At 68.7% G+C, this 14,218-nt stretch carries 12 protein-coding genes; 4 read left to right on the top strand and 8 right to left on the bottom strand.

Going from position 1 to position 14,218, the window contains the following annotated elements; all coding sequences use genetic code 11:
• The first annotated feature begins 9 nt into the window (after positions 1 to 9).
• Positions 10 to 402: an acyl dehydratase gene (locus tag VGL30_RS07815; RefSeq protein ID WP_331538563.1), complete on the top strand. Its 393-nt coding sequence runs from the start codon at positions 10 to 12 to the stop codon at positions 400 to 402.
• Between the two features lie 11 nt (positions 403 to 413).
• Here the strand turns inward: VGL30_RS07815 and VGL30_RS07810 are convergent, their stop codons facing one another.
• The 4 genes from VGL30_RS07810 to VGL30_RS07795 form a co-directional block, all read right to left on the bottom strand.
• Complete coding sequence (locus VGL30_RS07810; RefSeq protein WP_331538561.1) at positions 414 to 1,205, bottom strand: SapC family protein; 792 nt, start codon at positions 1,203 to 1,205, stop codon at positions 414 to 416.
• A 112-nt stretch (positions 1,206 to 1,317) separates the two neighbouring features.
• Complete coding sequence (aguB, locus tag VGL30_RS07805; protein WP_331538559.1) at positions 1,318 to 2,196, bottom strand: N-carbamoylputrescine amidase; 879 nt, start codon at positions 2,194 to 2,196, stop codon at positions 1,318 to 1,320.
• Positions 2,196 to 3,203, bottom strand: a complete 1,008-nt coding sequence (locus tag VGL30_RS07800) for an agmatine deiminase family protein (protein WP_331538557.1) — start codon at positions 3,201 to 3,203, stop codon at positions 2,196 to 2,198. Before VGL30_RS07800 ends, aguB begins: the two co-directional genes overlap by 1 nt.
• 124 nt (positions 3,204 to 3,327) lie before the next feature.
• Positions 3,328 to 5,784 carry a TonB-dependent receptor gene (locus VGL30_RS07795; RefSeq protein WP_331538555.1) on the bottom strand — a complete coding sequence of 819 codons (2,457 nt, stop codon included), beginning with the start codon at positions 5,782 to 5,784 and terminating at the stop codon, positions 3,328 to 3,330.
• 190 nt (positions 5,785 to 5,974) lie between these two features.
• Here VGL30_RS07795 and VGL30_RS07790 point away from each other — a divergent pair, with 190 nt between their 5' ends.
• Positions 5,975 to 7,522, top strand: a complete 1,548-nt coding sequence (locus VGL30_RS07790; RefSeq protein WP_331538553.1) for a glycosyltransferase family 39 protein — start codon at positions 5,975 to 5,977, stop codon at positions 7,520 to 7,522.
• On the opposite strand, the gene msrA is transcribed toward VGL30_RS07790, so the two are convergent.
• The 3 genes from msrA to VGL30_RS07775 form a co-directional block, all read right to left on the bottom strand.
• Entirely contained in the window at positions 7,497 to 8,075 is a 579-nt protein-coding gene (msrA, locus tag VGL30_RS07785; protein WP_331538551.1) for a peptide-methionine (S)-S-oxide reductase MsrA, read from the bottom strand. The two genes, VGL30_RS07790 and msrA, sit on opposite strands and share 26 nt — an antisense overlap.
• A gap of 109 nt (positions 8,076 to 8,184) precedes the next feature.
• A complete protein-coding gene (locus tag VGL30_RS07780) occupies positions 8,185 to 8,829 on the bottom strand; it encodes a 3-oxoacid CoA-transferase subunit B (protein ID WP_331538549.1) in 645 nt (214 codons plus the stop codon).
• Complete coding sequence (locus VGL30_RS07775; protein WP_331538547.1) at positions 8,829 to 9,548, bottom strand: CoA transferase subunit A; 720 nt, start codon at positions 9,546 to 9,548, stop codon at positions 8,829 to 8,831. Before VGL30_RS07775 ends, VGL30_RS07780 begins: the two co-directional genes overlap by 1 nt.
• A 135-nt stretch (positions 9,549 to 9,683) precedes the next feature.
• Between VGL30_RS07775 and VGL30_RS07770 the strand changes: the two genes are divergently transcribed.
• Both VGL30_RS07770 and VGL30_RS07765 read left to right on the top strand, forming a co-directional pair.
• A complete protein-coding gene (locus VGL30_RS07770; RefSeq protein ID WP_331538544.1) occupies positions 9,684 to 11,576 on the top strand; it encodes a monovalent cation:proton antiporter-2 (CPA2) family protein in 1,893 nt (630 codons plus the stop codon).
• Between the two features lie 48 nt (positions 11,577 to 11,624).
• Positions 11,625 to 12,560: an isopenicillin N synthase family dioxygenase gene (locus VGL30_RS07765; protein WP_331538542.1), complete on the top strand. Its 936-nt coding sequence runs from the start codon at positions 11,625 to 11,627 to the stop codon at positions 12,558 to 12,560.
• A 65-nt stretch (positions 12,561 to 12,625) separates the two neighbouring features.
• Here the strand turns inward: VGL30_RS07765 and VGL30_RS07760 are convergent.
• Positions 12,626 to 14,218 (bottom strand): ubiquitin-activating E1 FCCH domain-containing protein (locus VGL30_RS07760; protein WP_331538541.1); only part of this gene is annotated, 1,593 nt, incomplete at its 5' end.

Raw genomic sequence — 14,218 nt, 5'->3', positions numbered from 1 at the left:
GAAAGCCAGGTGCCGGCGGCGTTCGACGAGATCGAGATCGGCCAGGTCGTGGGCCTGGGGACCATGGCCCTGGAGGCCGAGGCGCTGGAGGCCTTCACCACCGCCTTCGCCCCCGATTGGGACGTCTCCCGCGGGGCGCCCGACGCCATGGTCTACGCGATCTGGAGCCGCCTGGACGTCGAGGCGTCTAGCCAGTGGCCGCAGACCAAGCGCCTGGGCGTCGACGCCGTGCGCTGGATGCGCAACCCGCCGGTCGGCGAGCGGCTGCGCGGGCGAATGACCGTCATGGCCAAGGACCCGGTGGGCGAAGGCAAGGGCATCGTCATCGCCCAGCACGACCTGCTGGACGAGGCGGGCCGGCTGGTCTTCTCCTGCCTGACCCGCAGCCTGTTCGCGCGTTAGCGGTCGGCCCGCTATCCGTTCGCCGCCTGCGGCTGTCGCGCGACGGCCAGGGCGATCAGCCGGTCCCAGCCGACCAGCGACAGCAGGTGGGCGTAGATCTGCGCCAGGGCGCCGTTGTCGCGCAGCTCCACCAGCTTGTCGGCCGGCAGAGCCAGCAGCCTGGTCTCGGAGATTCCGAAGTAGTCGGCGATCTTCTGCGGCTCGAGCGCCGTGCCGTCGGGCTGGCTCGGGGTGAAGCTGGCGGTCTTCAGCTCGAAGAGGTCCAGGCTCTTCAGCAGGTTCACGAAGCTCTCCGTCCGCTGCCGCTCGCCCTCGAAGTTGTTGCAGAACTCGACGCAGGTCCTGGTGTACTCGCTGGGCTCGCCCTTCTCGTCGAAGAACGGCAGCTCGCCGCCCTCCACGATGAACGGCGCGTCGCGGTCGATGCACAGCACCATCTGCTCCGACGTGGTGTCGTTGGCGTAGACGAACGGATAGCGGCGGATATAGGCCGGCACATAGACGCCGGGCTCGAAGACCCCGGCCGGGGTGACGAACATGTTCTCCCCGGAGTTCAGGCCCATCACCGCGATCGGCAGCTTCTCGTCGCCCACAAAGATTATCGGCCCGGTGACGGCGGCGAGCTGGAACTCGCCCACGGTGAGCGGCACGGCGTGGCCGGCGGCGGCGAATCCGAAGGGGCCGTCCAGGCGCTTCACGCCCAACTTGCCGTGCATCTGCACCGACAGGGGCTCGGGCCGGGAATAGAACAGGACGTTGCCGCTGATCTCGCCCGCAGGGCTGGAGGTGGTGGTTTCGGCCATGGAGCCCTTCCGGAAGCTGGCGGCGCGGCGGCGGCGGCCGGGGTCGCGCGAAGACCGGGCTTCTACCCGATCGGGTCGGGCCCGGCAAACGGCGCGGCGCCGCCGGCCCCGATCACGCCGGACGCGGCTGGACGAGGCCGCCGTAGAGGTCGGTGCGCCGGTCGCGGAAGAAGCCCCAGGCGGCGCGGTGCGCGGCCAGGAAGTCCAGGTCGAACGCGGCGCCGATCACCCCTTCGTCGTCGCGGCCCAGCTCGGCGGCCAGGTCGCCGCGGTGGTCGGCGATGAAGCTGGAGCCATAGAACCGCTGGCCGCCACCGGGATAGCCGTCCCAGGGCTCGAAGCCGGTGCGGTTGGCGCCCACCACCGGGATCACGTTGGAGACGGCGTGGCCCTGCATGGCGCGCCGCCACGGCGCGGCGGTGTCGAGGCTGGGGTCGTGCGGCTCCGAGCCGATGGCGGTGGGGTAGAACAGCGCCTCGGCGCCCATCAGCGCCATGGCGCGGGCGGCCTCCGGATACCACTGGTCCCAACAGATCCCGACGCCCAGGCGGCCGAAGCGGGTGTCCCAGACCTTGAAGCCGGTGTCGCCGGGCCGGAAGTAGTACTTCTCCATGTAGCCCGGGCCGTCGGGGATGTGGCTTTTGCGGTAGACGCCGAGCAGGCGGCCGTCCGCGTCGGCCATCACCAGGCTGTTGAAGTAGTGCGGCCCCTCGCGCTCGAAGATCGAGATCGGCAGCACGACGCCCAGTTCCCCGGCCAGCGGCGCGAGGGCGGCCACGCACGGGTGCTCGCGCCAGGGGTGGGCCTCGGCGAACCAGCGCTCCTCCTGGGCGACGCAGAAGTAGGGGCCCTGGAACAGCTCCGGCGGCAGGATCACCTGGGCGCCGCCGGCGGCGGCCTCGCGGATGAAGTCTGCGGTCTTGGCGATGTTGGCCGCCAGGTCCATGCCGTAGGCGGCCTGGATTGCGGCCACGCGGAGGGTGCGGGCCATCAGAGGGGCTCCTGCTGGGTGATGCAGTGGAAGGAGCCGCCCCCGGTGAGGATGGCCCGCGACGGCAGGCCGATCACCGTGCGGCCGGGGAACAGCGCCTCCAGCGCCTGGACCGCCAGCTCCCCCGGGCGCTGTTCGTAGAGGGGCATGATCACCGCCCGGTCGGCGACGAGGAAGTTCATGTGCGAGGCGGCCGCGGCGCCGCCCTCGCGGCTCTCCACCCAGCCGGGCGAGGGAATGCGGCTCACCTTGAGGCGCCGCCCCTCCGCATCGGTCATGGACGCCAGGCGCCGCGCGGCGTCGTCATAGGCGTCCGCGTTGGGGTCGCCGCGGCCCCAGGCGACGGGAACGGCGACGTGGGCCGGGCCCACGAAGCGGGCGAGGTTGTCCACATGGCCGTCGGTATGGTCGTTGGCCAGGCCCTCGCCCAGCCAGAGCAGCTTGCGCGCGCCCAGCGCACCCGCCAGCGCCGCTTCGGCGTCCGCCTCGGTCCAGCCGGGATTGCGGTTGGGGTTCAGCAGGCACTGGGAGGTGGTCAGCACCGTGCCCGCGCCGTCGTGGTCGAGGGCGCCGCCCTCCAGGATGAAGCGATGCTCGGCCAGCGGCGCGCAGGCGGCCCGGGCGATCTGGCCCGCCACCGTGTCGTCATGCTCCAGTTCGTACTTGCCGCCCCAGCCGTTGAAGGCGAAGCCCTGGGCCTGCATCTCGCCGGTCTCGGTACGGGTGAAGATCGGGCCGGTGTCGCGCAGCCAGATGTCGCCGAAAGCGCCCGGGACGATCTCCACCCCGTCCGCATCGCCCAGCAGGCGCCGCGCGTCGGCCTCGCCCTGCGGCGCGCCGGTCAGCAGGCGCACACGCTCGCCGCCCGGCCCCGCCAGGGTGCGGGCCAGGGCCGCGACCTCCGCCTGGGCGGCGCCCAGGTCCTCCTCCCACAGGTCCGCATGGCTGGGAAAGCCCAGCCACATGGTCCGATGGGGCGACCATTCGGCGGGGACGCTGAGGCTCATCGGGCTCCTCGATGCGGCGGTGACGGGCGCAGATGGGCGGCGGCGGGCCGCACGTCAAGCGCGCCAGGCAAAAGGGCGGCTCCGCGAAGGAGCCGCCCTTGCCGGACGCGGCGTCGTCAGCGCGTCAGAACTCCGCATGCAGGCTGGCGATCACCGCGCGGGGATAACCCGGCTGGAACAGAGCGGTGCCGTTGGTGTTCGTGGTGATGTCGCCCAGGTAGCGCTCGTCGAACAGGTTGCGCACGTTGATCTGCAGGTACGTGTGGTCCGCCTTGAACAGCGGCAGCTTGTAGCGCACGTCCAGGTCCCAAAGGCTGTAGCCCGGCGCCTTTTCGGTGTTGGTCAGGTTCGTCCAGCGATCGCCGACGAACTTGCCCTGCATGCCCAGAGAAAGCTTGTCCGTGATGTCCCAGTCGACACGCACGCCGCCCTGCAGCTTCGGCGTCTCGTACAGCGACTTGCCCTTGGTCTGCAGGATGGCGCCGCCGGCGCCGTTCGGGAAGTTGCTCTGGATCTCGGACTCCAGGTACGAGACCGAGGCGTAGAACGACAGGTAATCCTCCGGCTTGTAGCCGATTTGACCGTCGACGCCCTTGAGCTTCACCTCGCCGACGTTGACCGAATAGAAGATGCCCCCCGCCTCGTCGAACTGGCGTTCGATCCGGTTCTTGAAGTCGTTGTAGAATGCGGCGACCGAGACCAGCAGGTTGGTCGACTGGTAGCGGTAGCCGATGTCGTAGGCGTCGGCGGTTTCCGGACCTGGATCGACGGCGTTGCGGTCGTACAGGTCGTCGGTCCGCGGGGCCGACAGCGTCTGGGCGTAGCTGACGTAGACCGAACTCTCCCCGGTGAAGTTGTAGCTCGCGCCGAGGTTCGGCAGCGCCTTGTCGTACTTGCGGGTAAACTTGCGCGGCTGGCCCCACAGCGTGGTCGCGCCCGGGACCTGGGAACTGGCGGGGAAGGTGACGAAGGGAACCCCGGCCCCGTCGTTGGTGCCGGGCACGACGGTCGGGGTCTGGGTGGTGCAGAGGGCGTTGAACGTGTCGCGCATGTAGCAGAACTGGTTCAGCTCGCGCCTGAAGAACGGCGCACGCACCCCGACGTTGATCAGCAGCCTGTCGTCCAGCAGGCGACCGCGGTACTCGGCGGCGATTTGGTTGAGGGAGGCGATCGAGAGGCGGTCGCGGCGGCGAAGGTCCGTGCCGTCGGACAGCAGGACCTGCCGGCCATAGCCGTCCTTGCCGCCGAACACGTCCTGCGGATCGCCGTTGGCTTCGAAGTAGCCGGCGTCGCCAGTCTGACGGTGGCGAGCGTAGTCATAGGTGTAGGCGAGCCGGATGCTCTGACTATCGGAAAACTTCCAGATCAGCGATGCGTTCAACCCATAGCGCCGCGTGTTGGTGGTGTTGGGCCAGTAGGTCAGAACCCGATCCAGGGTGTCCCCGTCGCCGTTCAGATCCGTAGGCGCGCGCAACTGCGGATCGTTCTCGGCGAAGATCGTCCGGCCGCCGCCGTTGGCAAGAACATATTGGAACGACGGATCGAACGTGAGGATCAGGTTGTCGGTGAGGTGGAAGCTGCTCTGTCCACGGATGTTGCCGGTGTTGGAGGGGTTGATGTTGTTGCCGACGTAGTTGGCGCAGATGACCGTGAAGCCGGTGGCGGTGGTCGCCTCGTTCTGCACGGTCCCGGCCACGGGCGTCGGCCGCGCGCAAGCGGGGTCATAGTGCAAAGTGGTGTCGGGCAGGTTGGCAGCCGTGACGCCGTGTTGATTGAACTGCGCCAGCGAGATCCGACGGATGAAAGCGTTTCGGTTTTCGTCGTAGTTGAATATCAGGCTGATGAAGTCTCCATTGTCCCCGATGTCCTGCCAGACGCGCGCATTGAACGTCTTTTTCTCTATTTTCCCTGGTGCATCGAATATATTGTTGCGGGAATAGTTTCCACTCACCCAAGCCTTGGCGCCCCACGGGCCGATACGGCCAGTCTCGAACACGCCGTAGATTTGTTTGAAGTTCTCGCTGCCGACGCCCAGCGTGATGCGGCCGCCCATCTCGTTTTGCGGCTTGCGGGTGATATAGTTGATCGTGCCGCCCGCCGCCGCCGCTGTCGGGCTGTCCACGTCGGTCGTACCCAGGTTGACGTCGACCTTTTCGATCAGGTCCGAATCCATCTGCTGGCCCGGATAGATCGCATAGTTGCCGCTGTCGTTCAGCGGGATGCCATCCTGAAGCAGAGAAACGCGCTGGGAATCGAACCCACGAATGGTCACGTCGCCGCCAGCCGAGCCGAAGGCGTCATTGTTGGTGAAGTTGACCCCCGGAAGCAGGTTGATCGTGTCCAGTACGGTCTGGCTCGGCGCCTGGGTCGAGATGAATTCCTGGGTGATCGACGCCCGCGATTTCGGCGCCTCCACAGCGACCATCTCGCCGTTGAGATTGCGCGGCCCGCTGGAGCCGGTGACGACCAGTTCCTCGACGATCGAGGTGCCGGTGGATTGCGCGAACGCCGGCGCGGCGAACAGCAGCCCGCCGCCGAGGACGGTCGATGCGCATAGCGCGCGGTTGGATGTGCGAGTCATCATTATCCCCTGTTCCGGACCTTGCGACGCCCCCGCGGGTCCGTCCAAGCTGCCCCATAACGTCAAAAATCCTGCGGTTGGCGACAGTCTGATGAAAGTGTTGCGGCGCTGCGTTACCTGCCGGCAACTGTGGCGCCCAAGCTTCACACCGCGTAGTAGGCGAGATAGACATCTCCGAACCGGAGCGCCTGTGGCCGACGCCCAGATCCGTACTCAAGCCTCTTGCGACCCCTGGCGTATGGTGCTGCTGCTGACCACGGCGCTGACGGTGGCGCGGCTGATGGCGCTGTTTGCGACGCCGCTGGATCTGTACCCGGACGAAGCTCAGTACTGGCTCTGGTCGCGCACTCTCGACCTCGGCTACTTCTCCAAGCCGCCGGTCATCGCCTGGACCATCTGGGCCACCACCGCCCTCGGCGGCGACGCCGAGCCCTGGGTGCGGCTGGCCTCGCCGCTCTACCACGCCGGCGCGACGCTGGCGGTGTTCGGCATCGGGCGGCGGCTGTACGGCGAAACGGTCGGACTGGCGGGGGCGGCGCTCTACGCCCTGATGCCCGGGGTGCAGCTCTCGGCGACGATCATGGCCACCGACGCGCCGCTGCTGTTCTTCCTCAGCCTGACCCTGCTGGCCTATGTCGAGCTGCAGGGCGCGGCGGGACGCCGGCGGCTGTGGCTGGCCGCGGGCTTCGGCGCGGCGCTGGGCCTGGCGTTCCTCAGCAAATACGCCGCCATCTACGCGGTCATCGGCCTGGTCCTGCATCTGGCGGTCTCACCGGCCGCGCGGGCGGCGTGGCGCGGGCCGACGGCGACCGCGGCGGCCGGCGCGCTCACCGTAATCCTGGCGCCCAACCTCGCCTGGAACGCGGCCCACCATTTCGTCACCTTCCACCACACCGCCGACAACGCCGCCTGGGGCGGGAGCCAGCTGTTCAACACCCATGAGCTGGGCGACTTCCTGATCTCGCAGTTCGGGGTGTTCGGGCCGATCCCCTTCGCCGTGCTGCTGGGCGGAACCGCGGTGCTGGCGGCGCGCCGCAGGTTGACCGGGGCCGACGTGCTGCTCATCTGCTTCACCCTGCCGCCGCTGCTGATCGTCACCATCCAGTCGTTCATCAGCCGCGCCAACGCCAACTGGTCGGGGGCGGGCTACCTGCCGGGCGCGGTCCTGGTGGCGGCCTGGCTGGTCCGCTGGCGGGCGAAACGCTGGCTTGCCGGCGCCATCGCCCTGCAGGCGGCGCTGGCGGCGCTGTTCCTGGTGTGGATCATCGTTCCGGCCACCGCCGACGCCATGGGGGCGGCCAACAGCTTCAAGCGGGCCAAGGGCTGGTCGCAGATCACCCGGATGGTGCTGGACAGGGCTGAGCGCGAGCCGGGACTGACCGCCATCGCCGTCAACAACCGCTTTCTCTACAACGCCATCGCCTATTACGGACGCGACGCCCTGACCGATCCGGCGACGCCGCCGCTGACCGTCTGGCTGCTGGCCGCTGAGCCGAAGAACCAGGCCGAGACCACCGCCCCCCTGACGCCGGCGCGGGGCGCGCGCGTGCTGGGGGTGGTGCTGGAGGACAGCTACCGCGACCTGATGATGGCCGACTTCGCCGCCGTCACCGGCCAGGAGCTGATCCGCGTGCGCCTGGACCGCAAGCGCCAGCGCCGCGCCGAGCTGTTCGTCGGCGAGCGTTTCGCACCCAGGCCGCGGACCGGCCCGGTCAGCGGCCCGCCCACACCGCCCTGAGCGCCCGGTCGCGGCCGCAGCCGGTGCGATAGGCGGCGTAGGCCGCGGGGTTCTTGCGCGCGTAGTCCTGGTGATAGGCCTCGGCGGGCCAGAAGCGGCCGGCCGGCAGGACCTGGGTCGCCACCGGCTTGCCCAGGGTCCTGGCTGCCTGCGCCTTCACCGCCAGGGCGTCCGCGCGTTCCTGGGCGTCGGCCACGAACACCGCCGTGCGGTAGCTGGGGCCCTGGTCGCAGATCTGGCCGTTGGGGTCGGTGGGGTCGATATGGTGGAAAAAGCCGTCGACCAGCCGGGCGTAGGTGGTCTGCTTCGGGTCGTAGGCGACCTGGATCGCCTCGAGGTGGCCCTCGTGATCGCGGTAGGTGGGATTCTGGCGGGTCCCGCCGGCATAGCCGACGACCACCGACTTCACGCCGGGCAGGTGCTCGCTGTCGTGCTCCGCCGACCAGAAGCAGCCGCCGGCGAACACGGCGGTACGGTAGGCCTCGGCCGCCGGCGCGGCGGCGGAAGCGAAGGCCAGGGCCGCGACGGCCGCAGCGAACAGGGGCTTTTTCATCGGCGGGTCCGCCAGTCCTTGCGCAGAGCGCCGGAGCGTACGACCCGTCCCGGCCTTGCGTCTACGTAATCGCGCCGAAAGCGGAAGCGGTTACACCCGCCCCTCACGATTACGTCAGGGCGACCTCGAACGCCGCCTCGGTCTTGGCCTTCACCTCGTCGAGGCCGACGCCGGGGGCGAGCGCGGTGAGCCGCAGCGGCGACTTGCCCCGGTCGATGTCGAAGACGCCCAGGTCGGTGATCAGCAGGTCGACCACTCCGGCCCCGGTGAGCGGCAGGGTGCAGGCCTTGAGCAGCTTCGGCGCGCCGGACTTCTCCACATGGTCCATGACCACCACCACGCGCTTCACCCCGGCCACTAGGTCCATGGCCCCGCCCATGCCCTTGACCATCTTGCCGGGCACCATCCAGTTCGCCAGGTCGCCGTTCTGCGCCACCTGCATGCCGCCCAGGATCGACAGCGCGATGTGGCCGCCGCGGACCATCGCGAAGCTGTCGGCGGAAGAGAAATAGGACGAGGCGGGCAGTTCGGTGATGGTCTGCTTGCCGGCGTTGATCAGGTCGGCGTCCTCCTCCCCCTCGTAGGGAAAGGGGCCCATGCCCAGCATGCCGTTCTCGCTCTGCAGGGTGACCGTCATGCCTTCCGGAATGTAGTTGGCCACCAGGGTCGGGATGCCGATCCCCAGGTTCACATAGAAGCCGTCGCGCAGCTCCTGCGCCGCGCGGGCGGCCATCTCGTCTCGCGTCCAGGCCATCAGGCGGCGACCTTTGCTTCCCGCGGGCGGGTGGTGACCCGCTCGATCCGCTTCTCGAACCGGGCGCCCTGGAACAGCCGGTCCACGAAGATGCCGGGGGTGTGGATGCTGTCCTTGTCGAGCTCGCCGACGGCCACCAGCTTCTCGACCTCGACCACCGTCGTGCGGCCGGCCGTGGCCATCATCGGATTGAAGTTCCGGGCGGTCTTCCGATAGATCAGGTTGCCTTCCACATCGCCGCTGTAGGCCTTGACGATGGCCAGGTCGGCGGTCAGGCCGCGCTCCATCACATAGGTCTCGCCGTCGAACTCGCGGACCTCCTTGCCCTCGGCCACCAGGGTGCCGACGCCGGTCTTGGTGAAGAAGGCCGGGATGCCGGCCCCGCCGGCGCGGATGCGCTCGGCCAGCGTGCCCTGGGGGTTGAACTCCAGCTCCAGCCGGCCGGAGAGGTAGAGCTGCTCGAACAGCTTGTTCTCGCCCACGTAGGAGGAGACCATCTTGCGGATCTGGCCGCTCTCCAGAAGGATCCCCAGGCCGAAGCCGTCGATCCCGCAGTTGTTGGAGATCACGGTGAGGTCCTTGACGCCGTGCTCGCGGATCGCGGCGATCAGGTTTTCAGGGATGCCGCAGAGGCCGAAGCCCCCGGACATGATGCTCATGCCGTCGAAGAGCAGCCCGTCGAGGGCCTCGGCGGCGTCTTTCTGAACCTTGCTGGCCATTCCGCCCTGTTACGCCGCAGCGCAGCATTTGCAAGCCGACGATGAAAAAAACGCCGGGGCGAATCCGGGGCGGACGGTCCATATTGCGCGAATGCTCGTCGCGACGACCCTGACCGCACAAACCATCGGCGCCTGATGGAGGGCCGGCCGATCCTGCTGCAGGCGCTGGTCTACCTGGCCGCCGGCGTGATCTCCGTGCCGATCGCCAAGCGCCTCGGCCTGGGCTCGGTGCTGGGCTACCTGGTGGCGGGCGTGGTGGTGGGCCCCTTCGCCCTGGACCTGGTGGGCGCCGCCGGCGACGTGATGCGGGTGGCGGAGTTCGGGGTCGTCATCCTGTTGTTCCTGATCGGGCTGGAGGTGCGCCCCGCGCTGCTCTGGCGCATGCGCACGGCGATCTTCGGCCTCGGGGGCGCGCAGATGCTGCTTACCGCCGGCGGCCTGGCGGCGGCCGGCCTGGCCCTGGGCCTGGACTGGCGCGCGGCGCTGGCCGCCGGGCTGGTGCTGGCCATGTCCTCCACCGCCATCGTGCTGCAAAGCCTGGAGGAAAAAGGCCTGCGCCAGGGGGCGGTCGGCGAGGCCGCCTTCGGCGTGCTGCTGTTCCAGGATCTCTCGGTCGTCCCGCTGTTCGCGTTCCTGCCGCTGCTCGCCGTGCACGCCGCCGCGGGCGGCGCCGACCATGCCGCGGAAGCCGGATCGATACTGCTGGACGGCCTGCCGGGCTGGGCGCGGGCCACGGCGGTGATGGCCGCGGTGGCCGCCGTCGTGGTCGGCGGCCGCTACCTGACCCGGCCGATGTTCCGGTTCATCGCCGCCGCCAGGCTGCGGGAGATCTTCACCGCCTCGGCCCTGCTGCTGGTGGTGGGTGTGGCCGCGCTGATGCAGCTCGTCGGCCAGTCGCCGGCGCTGGGCGCCTTCCTGGCCGGGGTGGTGCTAGCGGAGAGCGAGTTCCGCCGGGAGCTCGAGACCGACATAGAACCGTTCCGCGGCCTGCTGCTCGGCCTGTTCTTCATCACCGTGGGCGCCGGCCTCGACCTAGGCGTGGTGCTGGCGCGGCCAGGCTTGCTGCTCGGGCTGGTGGCCGGGCTGATGGCGGTCAAGGTCGCGGCGATGACCCTGGCCGGCCGGCTGTTCGGCATCGCCGGCCGCGACGCGGCCACCGCCGCGGTCGCCCTGGCGCAGGGCGGCGAGTTCGCCTTCGTGCTGCTGGGCTTCACCCTGGGCGCCGGCGTGCTGGACGCCGACCTCGTCAAGCTGCTCACCGCCGTGGTGGTGATGTCCATGGCCGCCACCCCGCTGGCCATGGCCGCCTACGAGCGGCTGGTGCTGAACCGCCAGCCCCGCCGCGACGAGCCGGAGGCCGCCGTGTTCGACGAGCGCGCGCCCGACGTGATCGTCGCGGGCTTCGGCCGCTTCGGACAGATCGCCGGGCGCCTGCTGATGGCCAACGGTTTCAGGACGGTGACGCTGGACTCCAGCATCGAGCAGATCGAGCTGCTGCGCCGGTTCGGCCGCAAGGTGTTCTACGGCGACGCGAGCCGGCTCGACCTCCTGCGCGCCGCCGGCGCGGACAAGGCCAGGCTGCTGCTGGTGGCGATCAACGACCGGGAAAAGGCCACCGACCTGGTGGAGACCGCCCGCCAGGCGTTTCCGAACCTGACCATCCTGGCGCGGGCCTGGGACCGGCGGCACGCCTACGACCTGCTGGCCGCCGGGGCGCACGAGGCCGAGCGGGAGACGTTCGAGTCCTCGCTCGCCATGGGTCGGCGGGCCCTGGGCCGGCTGGGCTTCAGCGAGCGTCGGGCGACCCAGGCGGCCAACGTCTTCCGCCGCACGGACCTGGAGCTGTTCCAGAAACTGGCGCCCGTGGCCGGCGAGGAGGAGCGCTACCTGCTGGCCACCCGCGAGTCCCGCGAGACCATGGACCGCCTGCTGCGCAGCGAGATGGAGCGGCTGGCGGTGGACGAAGCTGACGAGGCCAGCGACATGTCCGCCGTCGCCCTCTCCGAGGCCGACGAGGAGACCGTTTAGGGGAATGTTTGATCCAGGCGCCCCCCACCGCGCTTCAGGAGACGAACCATGAGCCAAGCCGGCATCCCGCCCGTTTCGTTCGGGACCTACGCCCACGACTTCCCGGGCTTCACCCGCGACCTGGGCGGCTCGTTCGAGCGCTTCGGCTTTGCGGTGGTCACCGAATACGACCTGCCGCAGGCGCGCGTCGATGCGGCGCTGGCCGACGCCAAGGCGTTCTTCGCCCTGCCGGGCGAGGTGAAGCGCCGCTACGAGACGGGGGCCGGCCACCAGCGCGGCTACACCCCCTTCGGCGTGGAGACCGCCAAGGGCGCGGCCCATTACGACCTGAAGGAATTCTGGCACGTGGGCCGCGGGCTGCCGCCGGGTCACCGGTACGAGGGCTCGATGCCGCACAACGTCTGGCCGGCGGAGATCCCCCGCTTCCGCGAGCACGTGGGCTGGCTGTACGGCGCGCTGGACGGCCTGGGCCGCAAGCTGCTGCAGTCGGTGGCGGCCTACCTGGACCTGGAACGGGGGTTCTTCGAGAGCACGGTGGACGAGGGCAACTCCATCCTGCGGCTGCTGCATTATCCGCCGGCACCGTTCGACGGACCCAACGAGCGCGCCGCCGCCCACGAGGACATCAACGTCATCACCCTGCTGCTGGGCGCCGAGGAGGCGGGGCTGGAGGTCAAGGACCGCGACGGCCGCTGGCTGCCGGTCAACCCGCCGCCGGGCGCGCTGGTGTGCAACATCGGCGACATGCTGCAGCGACTGACCAACCACCGCCTGCCCTCCACCAGCCACCGGGTGGTCAATCCGGCGCCCCAGCGGCGCGGGACGCCGCGCTATTCGACGCCGTTCTTCCTGCACTTCAACTCGGATTACCTGATCCGCACCCTGCCCGGCTGCGTCGACGCCGCGCATCCGGACCGCTATCCGCAGCCGATCACCGCCGACGCGTTCCTGATGGAGCGGCTGCGGGAGATCAAGCTGCTCTGACGGCCGAGAAAAAGCCCGCCCGGCGGAGCGCCGGACGGGCCGAGGTCACCCATACGACGCCGGCGTCAGTGCGCCAGTCTTAGATTGTTGATATCGGCGCCGATGGCCTTGAAGGCGTCCTTCAGCTCAGTGCCGCTGCTCGGCATGTACTTATGCTTCGCATCGGTGGCGCAGTGGTCCATCAGGTCCTGTGCGGTGGTGTCCCCGGCAAGGTCGAAGCCCACCGTGTAGACGACGACCTTGGCCGCGTGCATCGAGTCGCACAGCGCCTTTGCCTGGGTGAAGGTGTCGCCGTTGGTGGCGTTGCAGGTGATGTGGTCCGCGGCCATGAATCCGTAGGCTGGCGTCGAGTCCGCCGAGACCACGCCGTTGCAATAGGCGGTGTTGAGCGCGCCATCGGTCATCAGCACCACCACCTTCAGGGTGTCCGGCGCGGTGTAGGCTGCGGCCGCGTTGCTGGGCCACAGGTAGTTGAAGTTCGGCGAAAGCATGTACCAGCCCCACGCCGTCCCGACCTGCCCCCCTGTGGTCCCCTGGGTGACGTTGCCAGGCGCCATGAGGGTGATCGCATTGGTGAGTGTGGCCTTGGTCGCCGTCAGCGGAATGATTGTGTTGGTGAGGCAGGGATTGTCGTAGGCGGGAGTGGACGTGCCCGCATAGGTCGGCGTGGTCGCCGGGTAATGGAAGCCCATCACCGTATTGCTGGGCGCGGCGTCGCTGGTCACCTGGGCCGCCGTCCGCTCGGTGACGCAGTTACTCGCCTTGTAGACCTTCACGGCGCTGCTGTTGTTGAGGAAGCGGATGTATTGGCATCCGTAGGTTGTGCAGTAGGAATTGCCGCCCGAAGAGTAGGCGGCCGTCGTCGCCCCGGCGAACACATTGAACGTATTGGTGGTCACGCCAGAGATGGCGTAGACCTTGTCGTTGATCAAGCTGCCAAGTCCTGAATTCGGGGTAACCCCATCAATGTAGATGTAGGCCCCATTCGCATACCCATGAGAGGTTGCGGTCACGGTCACGCTGCAGTCGGTACGAGCACATTTTGTGACCTTATCGCCCGAAGACCCGGAGTAAGTACCATAACTGCTACCATTGACATTGCTTCCGCCAGCGGTTTGCAGCGAAAAGGTGGTAGCGGTCTTATTAACAACCTTATAGGGCACCCCATTGATCTGAGTCATGCCCTGCACGCCGGTCAGCATTATCATTTGACCGGTGGTGAGGTTGTGATTGGTGGCCGTGGTGATTACGATCGGATTGGCTTTCGTCGCACCCGAAACGTCGAGCTGGGAACCGGTCGTCCAAACCGAGACGCCGCTGATGCTCTTCGTCCCGACGACCGGGCCACGGACCTGATCCGCCAGGGCGCCCACGTTCACCGCTGACGACCACGGCACCAGCGCGGCTTTGGAATAGTAGGGCGTCTGCTGGGCCGGATCCTTCACCACGAGGTCCACGAGGTTCTGGGCTGCGGTCTTCAGATCCCCGACGTTGGAGCCGGACATCGAACCGGTCAGGTCGAGCACCAGGGACACTTCCAGGTTCTTGGAGTTCCGCACCACGTCCGTAGTGACCGTCACCGCCGGGTGGGCCCAGAAGGCGGGCGCCAGGGCCATCGGCTGGATGGTCGCCGAGGCGGTGACCTTGGTGTTGTTCTG

The organism is Phenylobacterium sp., from assembly GCF_036502675.1.
Lineage (GTDB): Bacteria > Pseudomonadota > Alphaproteobacteria > Caulobacterales > Caulobacteraceae > Phenylobacterium.
Note: the sequence above shows the minus strand (reverse complement) of the source record. Positions and strands in the feature narration are given on the sequence as shown.